Raw genomic sequence first — 19590 nt, 5'->3', positions numbered from 1 at the left:
GTGGTCGTGTCAGATTCCTCACCGGACCCGTCCCCGGAAACTCCCCCGGCCACCGGCCCGGTGGCAGGCTCGGTCGCCTCCGACGCCCGCGTCGGACGCCTGCGCCTCATCGCCATCGTCAGCGGACTCCTGGGCACCCTGTGCTTCCTGTCCCTGCCGTTCCTGCCGGTCGCGCAGACCACCTCGACCGTCCAGTGGCCGCAGAACGGGTCGGTCGGCTCGGTCACGGCCCCGCTCATGGCGCACTCTCCGCAGCGGTTCACCGCCACCGCGCCCTGCGCCCTGGTCGCGGACCTGCCGCAGGACGGGGGCATCCTCCTGTCGACCGCTCCCGCCGGCGGCGAGGAGGCCGGTGAACGCGCCCTGTTCGTGCGCGCCTCCGCCGACACGGTCGACGTGGTCTCCCGCAACCGCGTGATCGTCTCCGCCCCGCGTGACCGGGTGGAGGCCGGTGACTGCACCCGGCTCAGCGTGGTCGCCGCCCCCACCTACGTGGAGGCCGCGTTCGAAGGCCTCGACGATCCCGCAGCCGCCCGCCGGGTGGACGCCGACGACCTGCGCCCGATGGTGGTGGGCGTCTACACGGACCTGCCCTCGGACACCGCCGTGCCCGCCGGCCTCGAGGCCACCGTCGAGGTCGACTCCCGGTTCACCACCGACCCCACCCCCCTGAAGTGGGCGGCGATGGTGATCGGCCTCCTGGCCACCGCCGTCGCGCTGTGGGCCCTGCACGCACTCGACCAGACCGACGGTCGGCGCGCCCGCCGCTTCCTGCCGCGCGGGTGGTTCAGGATCCGGCCGCCCGACATCGCCGTCATCGGCACGCTCGCCATCTGGCACTTCATCGGCGGCAACACCTCCGACGACGGCTACATCCTGTCGATGGCCCGCGCCGCCGATCCGGCCGGCTACATGGCCAACTACTACCGCTGGTACGGGGTCCCGGAGTCTCCCTTCGGCTCGCCCTACTACGACCTCCTCACGCTGTTCTCGCAGGTCTCCACGGCCAGCCCGTGGATGCGTCTGCCCGCCCTCGTGGCGGCCATCCTGTGCTGGCTGGTGATCAGCCGTGAGGTCCTGCCCCGACTCGGCCGCGCCGCGCGAACCACCCCGGTCGTCATCTGGAGCGCCGCCGCCGTCTTCCTCGCCTTCTGGATGGCGTTCAACAACGGACTCCGGCCCGAACCCGTCATCGCGCTGGGCGCCCTGCTCACCTGGGTCTCCGTCGAACGGGCGATAGCCACGCGCCGGATGCTGCCGTTCGCGATCGCGGTGATCATCGCCTCGTTCTCGCTGGCCACCGGCCCCACCGGACTCATGGCCGTCGCCGCCCTCATCATGGGTCTGCGCGCTGTCGTCCGCACCGTCGTGGTGCGCGGGGCCCGGATCGGGTCGTATCTCGCACTGATCGCCCCGGTGCTGGCCTCCGGCACGATGGTGCTCATCGTGGTCTTCGGCGTCCAGAGCCTCGCCTCCGTCCTCGAGGCCATCCGCGTCCGCGGCGAGATCGGGCCCAACCTGAACTGGTTCGAGGAATTCGTCCGCTACTACTACCTGATGATCCCCACGGTGGACGGCTCGCTCGCCCGCCGTCTGCCGGTGCTGCTGGTCCTGCTGTGCCTGGCCCTGGTCATCGGCACGATGCTGCGCCGCGGGAAGGTGCCCGGCGCCGCCTCCGGTCCCGTCTGGCGCCTGGTCGGCGTGGTCGTGGGTACGGCCTTCTTCATGATGTTCTCGCCGACCAAGTGGACCCACCACTTCGGTGTGTACGCCGGTATCGGCGGGGCGATCGCCGCGCTCGGCGCCCTCGCCATCTCCGCGTCCGCCGTCCGGACGGCCCGCAACCGGACGCTGTTCCTCGGTGTGATCCTGGTGGTGGTCGCGCTCGCGTTCGCCGGACCCAACGGCTGGTGGTACGTCTCCAGCTACGGCATCCCGTGGTGGGACAAGGCGCCCAGCGTCCGGGGGATCGACGCCGCCAGCGTGCTCCTCGCCCTGGCCGTGCTCACGTTCGCCTTCGCCGGCTGGCAGCACCTCCGCCGCGACTACACCGGCGACCGGGCGCCCCGGACCTCCGAGGGCCGCCGCCGCGTGCGGACCTTCGCCGCCGCCCCCATCGCGGTGGTCGCGGGTCTGCTGGTGGTCTTCTCGATCGCCTCGTTCGCCAAGGGCATCCACAAGCAGTACCCGGCCTACAACATCGCCGCCGGCAACCTGTCCGCGCTGGCGGGCGACCCCTGCATGCTCGCCGACCAGGTCCTCGTCGAGCCCGACGCCAATGCCGGCATGCTGGACCCGCTCGACGCCACCCCCCTGCCCGACGGGTCGATCGACCCCCGGGACCGGGCCGCGGCCATCGAAGCCGGGGAGAACACCGCGTTCACCCCGGACGGCGTCGCCCCGGACCTGTCCGCGGACGCGGTGGTGGCCGATCCCGGCGCCGCCAACACCACCTCCGAGCCCGGCGGCGGGCCGTCCGTCAGTACCGGCGAGAGCGCAGGCACCGCCGGTGGCCGCGGGGCCGAGGGCGTGAACGAGTCCACGGTGGCCCTGCCGTTCGGACTCGACCCCGCCACCACCCCGGTGCTCGGTTCGTTCTTCGTCGGCCCGCAGCGTGAGTCGAGTCTCGAGACCGGCTGGTACCGGCTTCCCGAGAACCGCGAGTCCCACCCGCTGATCGTCATCTCGGCGGCGGGTCGGATCGGCCGCTACGACGCCGACGGTCTCTACAAGTACGGCCAGGAGGTCGTGGTCGAGTTCGGCCGGTCCGGTGACGCCGGGGTCGACATGATCGGCGAGCCGGTCGTGCCGTTCGACATCGGACCCGCCCCCACGTGGCGCAACCTGCGGGTGGACATGCAGGACGCCCCCGCCGACGCCGATGTCATGCGGGTCCGGGTCGACGACAACGACCTCACCCCCGAGCAGTGGGCGGCCATCACTCCGCCTCGAGCGCCCGAGCTCGTGACGGTCCAGGAGATGGTCGGGTCGGAGTCGCCCGTCCTGCTCGACTGGGCGGTGAGCCTGCAGTTCCCGTGCCAGCGGCCGTTCGCGCACTACGCGGGCGTGGCCGAGCTGCCGGAGTTCCGGATCATGCCCGACCGTCCGCTCGCCGTGAGCGCCACCAGCACGTGGATGGCCTACGAGTCCGGCGGCCCGCTGGGCTGGGTCGAGACCGCTCAGCGTGCCCGTACGATCCCGTCGTACCTGCGGCATGACTGGAACCGCGACTGGGGGTCCATCGAGGCGTACACCCCGCTGGGCACCTACCAGGAGACCCCGCCGGCGCCGGCGGAGGTGACCACCGGGACCGAGACCCGCTGGGGTTGGTGGGAGCCCGAGGGGCCGATCCTGGTGACCGACCCGGAGCCGTGACCGGCGTCGGGTGACGGGCGCCCATCGCCGGTCGCGCCGACCGTCACCCGCACCGGGCTAGGGCTGGGGCAGGGGCCCGCCGAAGGCTAGAGCCGACGGCGAGCCCCACAGTCCGCCGGCTTACGCGGGCTCTCTGCACGGCTACGGCGGGGTTGTGCTGGGAGAATGGACCACTTAGGACGCATAGGTCAACGCCGCAGCGCGGGCGGGGCGTCGGTGGGGCCGTGGGCGGGCGGGGCCGGTGGCCATCGGCCGGATGGCGGGGCCCCGCCCGCGTCGATCACATCGGGGCGATTGGGTGCTTACGCGGCGGCTCGTTGCGGATCTTGTCCCTCAGCTGGTTCAGCGCACCGCGCAGCACGAGGCGGGTTTGCGACGGCTCGATCACCGCATCGATGTACCCGCGCTCGGCGGCGGTGTACGGGGTGGCGATGAACTCGTTGTACATGTCGATCAGCTGCTTGCGGAGCTTCGGCCCCTCCTCGGGACCCGCCTCCTCGATCTGACGACGCTGCAGCAGATCGACCGCGCCCTCGGCGCCCATCACGGCGATGCGCGCGGTGGGCCAGGCGAAGTTCAGGTCACCGCCCAGGTTCTTGGACCCCATCACGGCGTACGCGCCCCCGTAGGCCTTGCGGACGACGAACGTGACCTTGGGAACCGACGCCGCCACCACTCCGAAGCCCATCTTGGCCCCGCGGTGGATGATGCCGAGCTTCTCCTGCTGCACGCCCGGGAGATAGCCGGGTGTGTCCACCACGTAGACAAGCGGGATCGAGTACGCATCGCACAGCGACATGAACCGCGCCGCCTTCTCGGAAGCGTCGATGTCCAATGCGCCGGACAGGTGTAGCGGCTGGTTCGCGATGACCCCGACCGACTCGCCGTCGACCCGGGCGAAGCCCGTGATGATGTTGGACGCGAACTGCGCGGAGGTCTCCACGAACTCGCCGTCGTCGAACATCCGCAGGAGCACGTCGTGCATGTCGTACGCGGCGTTGTCCGAGTCCGGGATGATCGTGTCGAGGTGCAGGTCGGACTCCGTCGGCTCCGGCTCGAGGCCCGGGTTGATCCGGGGGGCCTTCTCCGCCGCCGAGGACGGCAGGTAGCTCAGCAGGTTGCGCACGTACATGAACGCGTCGTGCTCACTGACGGCCACGTGGTTGACGTTGCCGTTCTTGGCCTGCTGCAGGGCCGAACCGAGTTCGTCCATCGTGACGTCCTCGCCGGTGACCTGACGGATCACGTCCGGGCCGGTGACGAACATGTACGCCTGGTCCTGCACCGCGATCACGAAGTCGGTCGTCGCGGGGGCGTAGACGGCGCCGCCCGCGCACTTGCCGAGCATGATCGAGATCTGGGGGACGTACCCCGAGGCCGGGTACTGCCGACGCGAGATCTCGGAGTAGTAGGCCAGCGACGTCACGGCGTCCTGGACGCGGGCACCACCGGAGTCGTTGATGCCGATGATGGGGCACCCGACCTTGATCGCGAAGTCCATGATCGCGCAGACCTTCTTACCGAAGCCCTCACCGACCGACCCGCCGAACACCGTGTTGTCGTGCGCGTACACGGCCACCGGGCGGCCGTCGATCGTGCCGCGTCCGGTCACCACTCCGTCGCCGAACGGGTTGTCCGGGTTGCCGGGCGCCTTGGCGAGCTGCCCCATCTCCACGAAGCTGCCGGCGTCCAGCAACAGTGCGATGCGCTCCCGGGGCGGGGTGTGCCCCGCGGCGTCGCGGCGGGCCTTGGCCCGCTCGCTGCCCGGGTCCATGGCCTGCTCGGTCTTGACCCGCAGTTCCGCGAGCTTCTCCGCGGTGGTCTTCGCCGTCACGCGTCTGATCCCTTCCGTACACCCGCGTCGAGCTCGGTGAGCCGACGCGCCAGATGCTTACCGACGGTACCGACCACCGGTTCGTCGACCATCGCGAGGTGGTCCCCCTCGAGCTGGACGACCTCCAGATCGGCCACGATCCGGGCCCAACCGCCGTCCGGGTCGATGTGGGCGTAGCGGGGCTCGAGCTCGATCGCCCCGTCGTGCATACGTTCGGCCCGGTAGAGCACGAACGGCACCTCCGCGCCGATACCGGCCCAGGAGGACAGGTCCGCGCTCTGCAGGATGCGGTTGTCGACGAAGCTGGCCCGCTGGTGCTCGATGACGCCACCGCCCATGACGCCCGCCTCGGCACCCAGTGCCCCGAGCAGCATGTCCAGGACGCCGTCCTCACCGTGCTCGGCGAGGAAGTCTCGCGGGACCTCCACGTCGAGCCCGTAGGTGCGCTTGGCGAACTCCGAGTACCGCCGCCACCGGGCCTCGGCCTCATCGAGGGTGTCCGGGATCGGCTCCGACGGCTGCACCGTGTCCAGCAGGACCACCAGCGCCACCTCGTCGCCCGCGGCCCGCAACTGACGGGCCACCTCCACGGCCAGCGCGCCGCCGAAGGACCACCCACCCACCGCGAGGGGGCGGCCGGCGGCGATCTCTCGGATACGGTCCAGGTAGCTCGCGGCCCGCTCCTCCAGCGGCCCCTCCACGCGCTCGACGCCGTATACCGGGGTACCCGCGCCCAGGCGGTTCACCAGCGGCTCGTACACGAAGGACGACCCGCCGGCGGCGTGGAACATGAACAGCGGGGTCCCGTCGGCCGATCCCTCGGCCAACACGCGGATGTTGCCCTCCACCGCGACCTCGGTGAACGGACGCAGCAGGTCCGCTACCTCAGCGATCGTCGTGGCACCGGCGACCTGCGCGGCGGTGATGTCGCCGCCCGAACGGGCCGAGAGCCGCTCGGCGAGGGCGGTCCGGGTGTCCTCGTCGATCGCGGGCAGCTCGCCCGTCACGCCGGGTGCCGCGGCGCCGGTGACCACGGCCCACGCGCCGAACGCCATGCGCTCGGTGTCGTCGCGGGGTGCGATGGAGACCGCGGGGCCATCGGGGCCGGAGCCCGCGTCGGACACCGACGCGTCGCCGCGCAGAGCGGCCACGTCGACGGCGCCCTCACCGCGGGCCTGCTGGGCGGCCAGGTCGCCGACCTGCTCCGGGTTCTCCACGGCGAACCGCACCATGTCCGCGACATCGTCGAGCGACGCGTCGCGCATCGCCTGCAACTCGAGCGGCGGGATGGAGAACTCGTGCTCGACGCGGTTCTTGATCCGCACCGCCATGAGCGAATCCAGGCCGAGATCCAGCAGCGGGAGTTCCCTCGGCAGGTCGTCGGGGCTGTACCCCATCGACGACCCGATGATCCGGGCCAGTCGGTCGCCGATCGACTCGCCGGACTCGGGGTTCCAGCGGTGGTCGGCCTCGTCGTCGTCCTCGTCGTCGTCGACCACCGGGGCGTCGGACTCACTCGACACGTAATGCTGCTCGGCCGCGGAGTCCGGGGCGACCGGTGCGCCCCCGGTCACCGCGCACTCGGCGACCAGAACGAACGTCGCGGGTGCGTCACCCGTCTGGGCGTGGACCTGCACCGACGCGCCGCCCGGGTGCGGGGTCATGGTGGTGGTCACGGATCCGGCGGCAGGCAACACACCGGGCCGGTTCACGGCGGTGAGGGTCGCCCCGTCGAGCACGGACGACGCGGCGGCGGTCATCAGCGCGTCGACGCTGGGCACCACCTCGGCGCGGACCTGCCAGGCGTGACGACCGTCGGGCAGCGCGACGTGCGAGCCCGGCATGCGGCCCTCGCCCGACCCGCCACCGGCGGTGACGCGGGGCCACAGGGTGCGGCGCTTCCAGGCCGTCCCGGGCACCGGTGCGTACCGGTCCGGGCCGGTGACGTACCCGTGGATCATCTCCACCACGCTGGGCATGTCGATCGTGTGACCGTGGACGTACAACTGCGCGATCGCGTGGAGCAGGGTGTCGGCCTCGGACTCCTTGCGCTTGAGCGCGTGCAGGAGGTTGGGCTCCATGAGCCCGGCGTCGAAGCAGGTCGCGGCCACGGACATCGCCGCCACGGGGTTGGGCGCCAGCTCGAGGAACGTGACGTACCCGGCCTCCACCGCCTTGCGCACCGCGTGAGTGAACCACACCGAGTGACGCATGCCCTTGACCCAGTACTCCTCCGCGTGGACCGGCTCGTGTCCGGCGCGGTAGAAGGTCTCGCGGTCGACCGAGGAGAACAGGCCGGAGGTGAGCTCGTGCGGTTCGAGACCGGCGATCTCGGCGGCGAGTTCGCCGAGGAGCATGTCCACGTCCGACGTGTGGCCGGCGCCGCGGACCTGCAACTGACGGGCGAACTTTCCCTGCTCCTCGACCCAGGCCACGAAGTCGGCGACGGGCTTGGCGCGGCCGCCGACCGTGGTATGGGTGGGCGCCGCGTAGACCGCGGGCTCGATCGAGGCGAACTGCGGGTTGTCGGCGATGATCCGGGCGATCTCCTCCGCCGAGTACTCGACCAGCGCCATGGCGCCGGCCTCGTCGTCCGACACCTGGCCCTCGGCGTCGCCCATGAGACGCGACCGCACGCAGATCACGCGCACCGCGTCCTCGAGGCCGAGCCCACCGGCCGCGTAGGCGGCCGCGACCTCGCCCATCGAGTGCCCGATCACGGCCTCCGGCTTGGCACCGAGGGCCCGGAGGGTGTCGATCAGCGCCACCTGGATGGCGAAGATCCCGACCTGCGAATTCTCGAGCTCGTAGGTCTGGGAGTCGTCGAGGATGATCTCGGTGATCCGGTACCCGGCCTCGAAGTCGATGAGCTCGTCCACCGCGTCCAGGCAGGAGGCGAACAGCGGGTTGGACAGGTACAGCTCCTTGGCCATCTTGCGGTGCTGGGAGCCGAAGCCGGAGAACACCCACACGTCGCCGGTGCCGGCGGGGGCGTCGGCACTGAACACGCCGGGCCCGGGATCGCCGGCGGCCAGGGCCCGCAGGCCCGCAACCAGTTCGGCGCGGGTGTGGCCCACCACGGCCCCGCGGGACCGCCCGTGGTTGCGGGTGGCCAGGGTACGGGCGACGGCACCCAGGTCGATCGAGTCGTCCTGGGTCTCGAGCCAGTCGGCGATCTGGCCGGCGGTGGACTTGCGCCGCGACGGCAGGGAGCCGGAGACCACGAGCACGGTCGCGGGCGCACCGGCCACGGAGGTGCCGGTGGTGGCCAGCTCGTCGGCGTTTCGATCCACCGCCTCGGCCACGCAGCGGGCGACGTCGTCCGCGTCGGCTGTATCGGCCGCGCTGGCTGCGTCGGCTGCGCCGGCTGCCGCGGCGCGCGCGGCCGCCGGCTGGTACTCGGCCACCACGACGTGCGCGTTGGTACCGCCGAACCCGAACCCGGAGATGCCGGCCAGGGCGCGGCCGCTGTAGCGCGGCCACTCGGAGGTCTCGGTGACCACGCTCAGTCGAGCGGCGTCGAAGTCGATGTACGGGTTGGGGCCCGCGAAGTTGATCGTGGGCGGCAGGGCGTCCTTGTTCATCCCGAGGATGATCTTGGCCAGACCGGCGGCGCCGGCGGCGGACTCCATGTGTCCGAAGTTGGTCTTGGCCGAGCCGAGCAGCGTGGGCCGGTCGGCCTCGCGCCCGCGACCGAGTACCTGGCCCAGGGCGGTGGCCTCGATGGGGTCGCCCAGGATCGTGCCGGTGCCGTGCGCCTCGATGTAGTCGACCTCGCGCGGGTCCACACCGGCGTCGGCGTAGGCCTGGCGCAGGACGGCGACCTGGGCGTCGGGGTTGGGGGCGGTCATGCCGTTGGAGCGGCCATCCGAGTTCACCGCGGACCCCTTGATGACGGCGAGGATGTCGTTCCCGTCCCGTTCGGCCTCCGAAAGGCGCTTCAGGATGAACACTCCCCCGCCCTCCGCACGGCAGATGCCGTTGGCGTCGGACGAGAACGCCTTGATTCGCCCGTCCGGACTGAGCGCGGCGCCGGTCTTGGCGAAGCCCATGGTGGCGGCGGGCGCGAGCATCATGTTGACGCCACCGGCCACGACGAGATCCGACTCGTGCAGTCGCAGGGAGTTGACGGCCTCGTGGATCGCCACCAGCGACGTCGAGCAGGCGGTGTCCAGCGTCATGGACGGGCCGCGGAAGTCGAACGTGTAGGACACCCGGTTCGAGATGATCGAGTTGGACGCGCCGGTGACCGCGTAGGGGGAGGCCGCAGCGGAGTCCGAGGTGAGGAACACCTGGTAGTCGCTGGAGGACGAGCCCATGAAGACGCCGACCTCATGGCCCTTGAGGTCACTGGCCGGCAGGTGGGCGTTCTCCAGGGCCTCCCACGTGAGCTCGAGCGCGAGCCGCTGCTGCGGGTCGACCATCTCGGCCTCACGGGGGCTCATGCCGAAGAACTCGGCGTCGAAGTCCCGGACCTCGGCGTCGTCTAGCCAGCCACCGCGATCGGGCGCCTCGGAGAGGACCTGCTGGACATAGGCGTCGCCGGACCATTCGGACCAGCGGGTCGCCGGACGGGGGGCCGTGGCGTCCCGGCCGGAGGCGAGCAGTTCCCAGGTCGCCTCCGGGGTGTCGGCGCCGCCGGGGAACCGGGTGGCGAACCCGATCACGGCCACGTCGAACTCCATGCCCGCGCCGCGGTCACGGAACGTGTGGAAGTCGGTGGGCTCGTCGGTCTCGACCGGCCCGTTGACCACGTACTCGGCCAGCGAGGCGATGGTGGGGTGCTGGTAGGCGACGGTCGCGTCGAGCGGCCGACCGATGAGGTCCTCGAGATCGGCGGACAGGGACACCGCGTCGCGGGACGACAGTCCGTACTCCTCCAACGAGCGGTCGTCGGTGACCTTGGAGATGTCGAGACCCGTGGCCCGGCAGACCCAGCCCCGCATCCACTCGCGGAGCTCCACTACCGTCATCTCGCTCTGTGCCATCGTCGTGGCTCGCCTTTCCCTCGGGTGTCGTCCGGTGTGTCCCGTCGCGGCGGGGCACCCGTGGTGCCTTGAACCGGCCCGGTCGCCGGACGCTACTGCGTCGGCAGATCCGGGAAGGCGGACTGCTGATGGCCCCCGCGGAGGGTGCCGTCCACGTACGCCGCCTTGCACGCGCGACGCGCGATCTTGCCGCTGGACGTGCGGGGGATGGATCCGGCCGGGACCAGCAGCACGTCCTGGGCGGTGACGCCGTGTCGTGCGGAGATCGCCGAACGGACCGCGTCCGCGATCGGTCCCGGGTCCGCCTTACCGGCGCCGGGTGCGCGCTCGCCGACCACGACGAGCGTCTCCGAGGAGTCATCGGCGGCGATGTCGGCGCCGTTACGCGCCTCCATCGGCAACTGGTTGGCCGGCACCGAGAACGCGGCGACGAAGCCGGGGCGGAGTGCGTCGGACGCACCCTGCGCGGTGTTCTCCAGGTCCTGCGGGTAGTGGTTGCGGCCCGCGACGATCACGAGGTCCTTGACGCGCCCGGTGATGTACAGCTGACCGTCCACGTAGGCGCCGTAGTCCCCGGTGCGCAGCCACCGCGCGTCCTCGGGCACGGTCCCGAACTCGCGGACCGTCCGGGACCCCTCGTCCAAGCGCTCCACCAGCCGGTTGCCGAACGTGGCGTCGGACTCCTCGGGGCGCCCCCAGTAGGCGCGCCCGACGTTGGTGCCGTGCAGCCAGATCTCGCCCACCCGGCCCTCGGGGAGCTCGCGACCGGTGCCGTCGTGCTCACCGGTGGCCTCGTCGATGTTCGCGTCGACGATGGTCGCCCACTGGCTGGGGGCGACGTATCCACAGGCGACCTGCGGGATGGCGTCCTCGTTGCCCTCCACCTGGGAGGGGTCCAGGACCGTCATGACGCCCCGGTTGAGATCGGTCCGGTCCACGTGGATGACGATCGCCTCGTCGTCGCGGCGCGGCGAGGAGACGAACAGGGTCGCCTCGGCCATACCGTAGGACGGCTTGATGACGGTCGGCGCGAGTCCGTAGGGCGCGAAGGCCTCGTTGAAGGCACGCATGGAGGCCGGGGTGACCGGCTCCGAACCGTTGATGATGCTGGTCACGCCGGACAGGTCGAGGGTCTCGCCCTCCCGGGGAAGGCCCCGGCGGGCGGCGTGCTCGAACGCGAAGTTGGGGGCGGCGGCGAACACCCCGTCGCCGTCCGACATGGCGCCCAGCTGCGAGACCCAGCGGCCCGGGCGCTGCACGAACGCGCGGGGACTCATCACCGAGATCGTCGCCCCGCCCATCGCGGGGAGGATCACCGTCAGCAGGCCCATGTCGTGGAACAGCGGCAGCCAGGTGACGCCGCGCGACGCGCGGGTCAGCCCGAGCCCGTCGAACAGCTGCATGACGTTGGTGACCACGTTGCGGTGGGTGATCTCGACTCCGGCCGGCACCCGGGTGGAGCCGGAGGTGTACTGCAGGTAGGCGATGTCGTCGGCACCGAGTTCCGGCCTGGTCCAGCCCGAGCCGAGCTCGGCGGGGATGGCGTCGACGGCCACGGTGCGCGGACGCTCGCGGGCCGGCAGGGAACGGAACAACGTGCGGACACCGGCCGCGGATTCGGTCGAGGTGAGGATGACCGCGGGCGCGCAGTCCGCCAGAACGGCGTGGAGTCGGTCGTGATGACCGGGCTCGTCCGGGTCGAAGAGGGGAACGGCGATGAGCCCCGCGTGGATGGCCGCGAAGAAGGACACGATGTAGTCGAGACCCTGCGGCGCGAGGATCGCCACCCGGTCACCCGGCTTCGCGACCTGCTGCAGGCGGGCGGCGATGGCGTAGAGCCTGTCACCGAACTGCGACCACGAGAGTTCGTGCACCTCACCGTCGCGGGAGGACGAGTAGTCGATGTAGCGGTAGATCAGCCCGTCCTCGGCGGGATCCTCGCGGGCGGCGGAGACATTGGCTTCGACGAAGTCGACAAGGGTGGTGCGATCAGGGATGACGATCGCCCCGCTGGCGTCGTGGTACTGCTCGAACTCCACGTTGCTCCGTTCCGATCCGTCTCACGTTGGTCGACGTCGTCGACCACGGAAATGCCGGGTGCACTGACGACAAGCTTGGTCGATCCTACAGCCTGCCCCAGAGCACATCCGAACTCCGAATCATCCGGAACGTCAGGCGTGTCGCCCGGGCCCCCGGAGGCGGGGCCCACCTCTCACCCGTGGGCGATCTCCGGGGCGCCGTCGACGAGCTCGCGAACGTGCCCGATCGTCCACTCCGGGACCGTGGTGCCCTCGATGACGTCCGGGTTGGTGGCGTACATCGCGTGGATGGCGTTGTTGGCGACGAACTCCTGGAACCGGGCCGCGCCGTCCACGACGTTGAGCGGGGCGTTGCAGATCAGGTCGCGGGAGTCGCAGATCTGGGCCGTCCTCTCGGCGAGTTCGCCGAACCCACCCGGGCGCGGCCCGGTCATGGTGGCGCCGGCGATGAGCTGGGTGAGCCCGGTGGCCGGCTGCAGGGAGATCTCCATGCCCTGGCCGTTTCCGGGGGACAGACCGGGTGACAGCCCCTCGCCCGGCAGTCGGCGGCCGTCGGCGATGAGCACCGATCCGCGGACCAGGTCGGCGGGCACCGGACCGTTGCCGGTGCCGATCTCGCTCGTGAGGTCACCGGCGATCACCGCGCCCTGGGAGAAGCCCAGCAGCACGAACGAGGTGTACGGGCACCGCTCGTGGGTGGCCGTGAGCTCGGCACGGGCACGCTCGGTGCCCTCCGCCCGACTCTGGTCGTAGGGGATCTCGTTGGGCGCCTGCGGATTCCTGAACTGCGCCACGTAGGGGACGGTGAACACCTCGAGCCGGTCGTCCGGGTACTGCTGGCTCAGCGGGTCGGTGATCGTCCGCAGCAGGGCGTTCGGCAGGAAGCCCGGGTTGTACGGGTCGTCCGTCGGGCTGCTCTCCCACGTCCCCGGCACGGCGATCAGCTCCACGTCCGGGCAGTCCGCCGGCTGGGACACCTCCGGCTCCCCCGGGGTCGGCAGCGGTCCGTCGGGGCCCGTGGGGAGTCCGCGGTTCCCGATCCACCATCCGACGCCCACGACGAGCAGGACCACCAGCACGAGCGCCCCCAGCGAGCAGCCGAGACGACGGCCTCCGCCACGACGGGATCCACGAGCCACGATACGACCTCCTTCCCGGCCTGCCCACGCGACTGTGGCGGGCGGCCGACGATCGGTCAACGTCCCGAGGACGGTCGGGGTTCCGTGAGACCCCTGAGGGTGTCGGGGCTCACCTCTCGGCGGTGCGTGCCGGGGCCCGGGCGCGTGGGGGTCGCCGGGGAGCTACGGGCAGAGCTGGCCCGCCGAGGCGTCCACCACGATGCGCGAGAGCTCGTCGACCTCACGGTCCGAGTACCCACCCGCCGAGATCTGCCCCGCCACCGCGTCCGCGATCGTCGTGGTCTCGTCGGCGGCTCCCCCGGTCGTCCGGATCCGGCAGATGGTGTTACCCGCAGCGACGAGCGAATCGGAGAGCTCCGCGGTCTCGATGCCCTCGTTCTCGAGGGCCGCGAGGTACCCGCGCTCCCGCGCACCGACGGCCGGCGCCGTGTACCCGGAGGCGTCCGGGTCGACCGGTGCGGGCGCCTCGGTGTAGCGGCCGGAGTCCTCCGTCGCGGGCACGCGCGAGGCGCCGGGCGTCCCGCCGCCACCCGGCGGCGGGGCCAGCGTCTCGGAGTCGGGCACGCCGGAGACCGTCGAGTCCCCTCCGCCGCAGGCGGTGAGCATCCCGCCCGCGATGAGCAGCGCGCCGGTCAGGGTCGCCAGCCGGGATCTCACGACGAGATCTCCGCCCGGCCGCCGCTCACGGTGATGCTGCCGCCCTCGAACTCCATCACCTGGCCGTCCCTGGTGTTACGCAGCGGGCCGGTCGGGTACCCGAGCCGGCCGCGCTCGTAGTCGACAGTGCCCCAGGCATCGAACACCGGCCCGCGCGGGACCACGTGTGCCCCGGTGCGCGGGGACCAGTAGATCGCACCGCCCTGGAACCTGTTGAACGCCCCTCGACGGGTGCTCAGGGCGATCTCGTCGGTGGTCGGGTACCCCAGCTCGGAGTTCTCGGCCCCGGCCGCACGGTAGGTCTGGAGGATCGCACCTTCGACGACCTTCGGACCCGTCTCCTCGGACCAGTAGACCGTTCCGCCCTGGAAGCCCTGGACGACGCCCGGCTTGTTGGGGTTCGTGATCTCGTCGGTGGTCGGGTAGCCGAGCTCGCCGCGCTCGGAGCCGCGCTCCTGCCACATCGCCCGGATGCCGCCGCGGACGGCGTGCGCGCCCGTGGCGGGCGACCAGTAGATGACACCGTTCTGGAAGGTGGAGAACCGGCCGCGGCCGTCCGGGGTGGCGGTCTCACCGGAGGTCGGCAGACCGAGCACCCCGTCGGGGCCGCCCTCGGCCTGGTAGGCGGCACCGATCGCGCCGAGGACCGAATGGGCGCCGGTCTGCTGAGACCAGAACACGCGACCGAAGCGGAAGTCGGTCGCCTTGCCGCCGCGGACGTCGTACTCGCCGGTCAGGCACGGACCGAGACCGGGCTGGCGCTCGGCCAGGCGGGCGATGTCGCCGCTCGCCGCGCACGGCTTCTCCACGTTCTCGATCCCCACCGCGGTCGCGAACTGCGGCCACGCCTGGGTCATCTCGAACTGCCAGTACGGCCAGGTGTGCGTGCCGGACGGGCGGAAGTTGGCGGTGACCTCGACCCCGGCGGCGCGGGCCCTGTTGACGAAGGTCTGCGTGGTCATCCGGGAGAGCAGTTCCAGGCCGTAGCCGGGGAAGTTGGTGGGGATGTCCGGCAGTCCGGACGGCTGGTCCCAGGGCCCGGTGTTGCCGCTGCCGGCGGAGACGTAGACGCTCTGCCCGCGCATCCTCTCGGTGTGTAGCTTCGGGTCCTGCTCCTGCCAGCGGCGCGACCCGAGCGGGCCCCACATGTTCTCGGCCGGGTAGCCGCCGGCGTCCTGCATGGCCACCTTGACGGCCTCGGGCATACCGAAGCTGGTGGTGTCGAGGAACCCCGAGTAGCTGGCGGCGAAGTTGAAGTGATCCGGGTAGCGCTGCGACAGCATCATGGCGGCCGTGCCGCCCATGGACAGCCCGGCGACGCCGTGCTTGTCACCCACCCGCCAGTCGCGGGCCAGCAGCGGCGGCAGTTCCTGCATGAGGAACGTCTCCCACTGGTAGGCCGAGCCCTTGGCGTCGGCGACCCAGTCCGTGTAGAAGCTCGACTCGCCACCGACGGGCAGCACGATGACCGCGTTCTTGGCGTCGAAGAACTGTGAGATCTTGGTCTCGAGCGTCCAGCCGCTGGCGTCGTCGCGGGCCCGCAGCCCGTCGAGCAGCAGCAGGGAGGGATAGGTGCGCTCGGGGTCCGCGTTCCACTGGGCCGGGAGCATGAGCTGCACCTGGATCGCCTGTTTCATGGCCGGCGACTGGACCCAGAGCGCCACCCGGTTGGCGGACTTCCACTCGACCTTGTCGAGACGGACGCCCGACGGTGGTGCCGAGGGCACGCGCAGGCTGGGCGCCTCGGGCGCGTTGGCCGGACTCTCCGCGGGGGTCGACCGGGCCGGACTCTCCGCCGGGCTGGTCTGCCCCTGGGTCGGCCGGACTGGCGTCTCCTGCGCCGCGGCGACGGGCGGGAGGACGAGGCCGGATCCCACCACGGACGCCACGAGGGGAGCCGCGAGGAGGGACGTCCACCGGGAACGGGGGCTCGCGTGTGCGCTGGGGGTCGCCATGTGTTGTTCTCTTCCTTGCCGCGTCGTGTCGCCGAATAGTTAGTGGGCGCGCGTCTCACCGACCCGCGTCACCTGTATCCGGAGCCCGGGTCCCGGTGCGCCCGCGGGTTCCCCTCCCGCGGCCGAACCCGGTGGTCACACAACGACCGGGGCCCCGCACGAGAATCTACGCGCGGGGCCCCGGTGTGACGGGTGAGGACTCGCTGATGGGAGTCCGATTCGTCGGCTAACTCGGTGTGATCACCACGCGTGGGCGTTCATCACGTCGAGGATCTGCGCCGAGCGGGCCGCGATGAGGTCGTCGTTCCAGTAACCCCAGCCGTGGATGCCGGTGGTGCGGTACTCGAACGTGGCCTTGTTCGGCGCGGCGTTCATGGTGTTCTGGAACGCCAGCGTCGAGCCGCGGGACAGGCCCTCGAGGATGATGCCGTTGAACGTGTTGAACACGGCCTGCAGGCTGGAGGGCTGGTCGTACCGGCCCGGGATCGCCGATCCGGCGGTCACGTACATCGGGATGTTGCGCAGTTTCGCGGCGTTGAGCAGCGGGTCGTTCTCGCCCCAGCGCGGCGAGCCGGGCAGGCCCCACATCGCGAACGGGTCGCACTTGCACTGGTCGAACATCGCAAGCGGGATCATGGTGTACATGCCCGGCGCGGTCGGGTTCATGTAGCCGGAGAACACCGAGACCTGCTTGAACTGGTTCGGGTGCTTGGCGGCGAGTGTCGCGGCCGCCGAGCCGCCCATCGACAGTCCGGCGATGGCGTTGTTGTCGCGTCGGACGCCGAAGTGGGCCGCGAGGTAGTCCGGCAGCTCCTTGGTCAGGAACGTCTCGTACTTGTACTGGAGCAGGGTGCCGCCCAGGTTGATGGGCCGCTCCCAGTCGGAGTAGAAGGACACCTGACCGCCGACGGGCATGACCAGGGTGATGTTGTCCTGCAGGAAGATGCGCTGCGCCTGGGCGTCGTGGGTCCACGCGTTCCAGTCGTCACGGGCACGCAGGCCGTCGAGCAGGTACAGCCCGGCGTTGCCGCCGAAGCGGGCCGGCTGCACCTGGACCTTGATGGGCCGGTTCATCGACGGCGAGTGGACCGTGCAGAGCTGGACCCAGGAGGCGACCGGGTCCCACTCACAGCCGGGACGCAGCCAGTTGCGGAAACCAACCGGGTTCTCGTTACCTCCGGCCGGCCGGAACGCGGGGGCGGCGGGCGGCGGGGCAGCCGAGCCAGCGGACCCGAGGCTGGCCGACGAGCCCTGCTCGGTCGCCTGCGCGCCGACCAGTGCCGGGGCCCCGACGATGAGCCCTGCGGCCGTCGCCAGAGCGGTGAGCCCGGCGGCGAACCTGCGCCGGAGGGTGGATTGGGACATTCGTTGGTTCCTTTGTTCGTTCCTGGTGCCCTGGAGGGCATCGGTGACGTTCATCGGACCGGCCCCACCAGGGGAGGACCGGAACTGCGACATCGAGTTCATCGATACTGTCGCGCACTTTGGGACAGGTGTTACAGGTCAGGGACCAATTCGACCCCCGACTGTTACCGTTTCGAGATAACAGCTTGGGCCACACTACCGAGTGCCCTGGTACTTCTCCACTTTCTCAGGCATCGGTAACCCGCACCTCTGCACCTCGTACGCAGGGATTCTGTTGATCCGGTACTCGGCGTATGAAAATGCGTTCATGACGTTCGACCAGCGCTTCTCCAGCGTCAACGGACCCGAGTACGACTCGATCAACGCCTGGGTGGCCGGGCACTGCAGCGCGACCTCCGCCTGGTTCACCCAGTTCACGTCGATCCACCGCGGGAAGTTGACCGGATCCTCGACCACACCGGTGCGGGCGAGCACCCAGTCGTACGGCAGGAACTTGTCGTGCCCGATCCGACCGTCCTCCATCCGATCCGTGTGCGCGGCGAGCGGCGACGCGAGCCCCACGGTGTCGTAGACGTCCACGTCGAGCGGCAGGTTCATGCTCGTCATGCCGAGATTGAGGAACACGACGGTCTTGAGCGGCTCCTCGGGCAGCTCGAACGGCGCCAGCCCGGGCATGGGGCGGTCGTAGGAGACCACGTCCCACCGGTCCTGGAATCCCGGCACGGGCAGGAAGACCGCACCCGTCCGGTTAGCGGTGACGTCCCGCACCAGCGCCCGCATCCGGGGGAAGTCCAGGTAGTCCTCGGCGAGCAACGGATGCTTGTGGCCCGTGCGCTGGATGTAGAACTGGCGCTCGTCGACGATCCCCGCCGCCGTGATCGACTCCGGTTCCTCGCGGAAGGGGTCCTCGGTGACCTGGACGGTCACCGCCCAGCCGACGACGACGAGCCATGCGACCACGGTGAGCGGGACGGTCACCCGGCGCACCGAGGCCTCCGCGGACCCGCGGGCGGGACCGACGGGAAGGGGCACCACCGAGACCGGCAGGAGGAACAGGAACAGGGACGGCAGCAGCACGCGGCCGTGCATGAAGTCGCCGCCCACGCGGACCACGTAGAGCAGCATCACCAGGGCCACCCCGAGGAAGACGGCCGTGACGACCGGGGTGGAGCGGACCCGCTGGCGCAGCCGGAGCAGGCGGCCGGCCTCGTCGTCGTCGTCGTCGGCGCTGCCCCGCGGATCCGCTACCGTCCCTCCGGATCCGCTACCCGAATGCGGGTAGCGGATCCGGAGCGGGAGTAGCGGATTTCCGCGGCGGGGGGCCAGGCGGGCCCAGAGCGCGACCAGTCCCGCGATCAGGACGGCGGCCAACGGCAGCAGCAACGCGTACGGCGCCACCAGGTTCCACGCATACTCGGCGCCCTTGTCCCACTTCGCCCCGCCGGCGTCCTTGGCCACCGCCGTGAGCGGGTACGGAAGGGCGTAGTACGACATCCGCCAGAGCTGGTACAGAACGGGGACCGTGCCGGCGATGACCACCAGCCAGCCGAGGTGACGCCACGACTGGCGGGCCGCGGCCATCAGCGCGAGGAACGCGGCCGCGGCCAACGCCATCTCGGGGCGCACCAGGGGACCGAGACCGGCGAGGAAGGCGACCGCGGCGGTGCCCGACGCGGGCAGACCGAACCGCCCCTCACGGCGGGGCGCGCGGGCCCAGAGCTGCAGCCCCATCCACATGGCGCCGATCCAGCAGATCACCAGACCCGTCTCGAGGCCCGAGGTGGCGAAGTCGCGGGCCGGCGGCAACATGACGTAGACCAGCACGCCGAACGGCAGGAGCAGCACCGGCCCACCGGCGGGCGCACGGCGGGTGCCGCGGTACATCACGCGGGTGCCGACCATCGCGCACACCACCGCGACCATGCTCAGCGTGAGCGCCACGCCCAGGACCACCAGCTCGAGCCGGTACCCGACGAGCTCATGGACCCCGTAGATGAGATAGGTCCACAGCGTGGAGGTGTTGGACTCGACCCGCTCCCCCGCATTGAACACCGGGCCGTTGCCGGCGATGAGGTTGCGGACGGTGCGCAGGACGATGAGTCCGTCGTCGGCGATCCACCGCCGCTGCCAGGCCCCGGCGAGGAAGATCGCCACCACCACCACGACCCCGGTCCAGAAGACCGGTGCGGTGCGCCCGGTCCGGCGCGCCGCCGTCACCTCCGACATCGACCGTCCGCC

At 71.1% G+C, this 19590-nt stretch carries 9 protein-coding genes; 1 reads left to right on the top strand and 8 read right to left on the bottom strand.

What is annotated here, in order from left to right; translation table 11 throughout:
- Window positions 1-6: 6 nt before the first annotated feature.
- A complete protein-coding gene (locus AC3DE3_RS10375; RefSeq protein ID WP_488369897.1) occupies window positions 7-3375 on the top strand; it encodes an arabinosyltransferase domain-containing protein in 3369 nt (1122 codons plus the stop codon).
- Between the two features lie 280 nt (window positions 3376-3655).
- On the opposite strand, the gene AC3DE3_RS10370 is transcribed toward AC3DE3_RS10375, so the two are convergent.
- From AC3DE3_RS10370 to AC3DE3_RS10335, 8 genes are all read right to left on the bottom strand, one after another.
- Window positions 3656-5149 (bottom strand): acyl-CoA carboxylase subunit beta, encoded by a 1494-nt coding sequence (locus AC3DE3_RS10370; RefSeq protein ID WP_488370038.1) that lies wholly within the window; start codon window positions 5147-5149, stop codon window positions 3656-3658.
- 56 nt (window positions 5150-5205) lie between these two features.
- Window positions 5206-10197, bottom strand: a complete 4992-nt coding sequence (pks13, locus tag AC3DE3_RS10365; RefSeq protein WP_488369895.1) for a polyketide synthase Pks13 — start codon at window positions 10195-10197, stop codon at window positions 5206-5208.
- 92 nt (window positions 10198-10289) lie between these two features.
- The gene (gene fadD32 / locus AC3DE3_RS10360) at window positions 10290-12236 is read right to left on the bottom strand and encodes a long-chain-fatty-acid--AMP ligase FadD32 (protein WP_488369894.1); all 1947 of its coding nucleotides are present in this window, start codon (window positions 12234-12236) and stop codon (window positions 10290-10292) included.
- Between the two features lie 173 nt (window positions 12237-12409).
- Window positions 12410-13375 (bottom strand): cutinase family protein, encoded by a 966-nt coding sequence (locus AC3DE3_RS10355; protein ID WP_488369893.1) that lies wholly within the window; start codon window positions 13373-13375, stop codon window positions 12410-12412.
- 162 nt (window positions 13376-13537) lie between these two features.
- Entirely contained in the window at window positions 13538-14032 is a 495-nt protein-coding gene (locus AC3DE3_RS10350) for a DUF732 domain-containing protein (protein WP_488369892.1), read from the bottom strand.
- A complete protein-coding gene (locus AC3DE3_RS10345) occupies window positions 14029-15987 on the bottom strand; it encodes an alpha/beta hydrolase-fold protein (RefSeq protein ID WP_488369891.1) in 1959 nt (652 codons plus the stop codon). The genes AC3DE3_RS10350 and AC3DE3_RS10345 overlap by 4 nt, the downstream gene beginning before the upstream one ends.
- A gap of 240 nt (window positions 15988-16227) precedes the next feature.
- Window positions 16228-17352: an alpha/beta hydrolase gene (locus AC3DE3_RS10340; RefSeq protein ID WP_488369890.1), complete on the bottom strand. Its 1125-nt coding sequence runs from the start codon at window positions 17350-17352 to the stop codon at window positions 16228-16230.
- Between the two features lie 195 nt (window positions 17353-17547).
- Complete coding sequence (locus AC3DE3_RS10335) at window positions 17548-19578, bottom strand: arabinofuranosyltransferase AftB family protein (protein ID WP_488369889.1); 2031 nt, start codon at window positions 19576-19578, stop codon at window positions 17548-17550.
- Window positions 19579-19590: the final 12 nt, after the last annotated feature.

The organism is Dietzia sp. IBK-p2-16D, from assembly GCF_057773085.1.
Note: the sequence above shows the minus strand (reverse complement) of the source record. Positions and strands in the feature narration are given on the sequence as shown.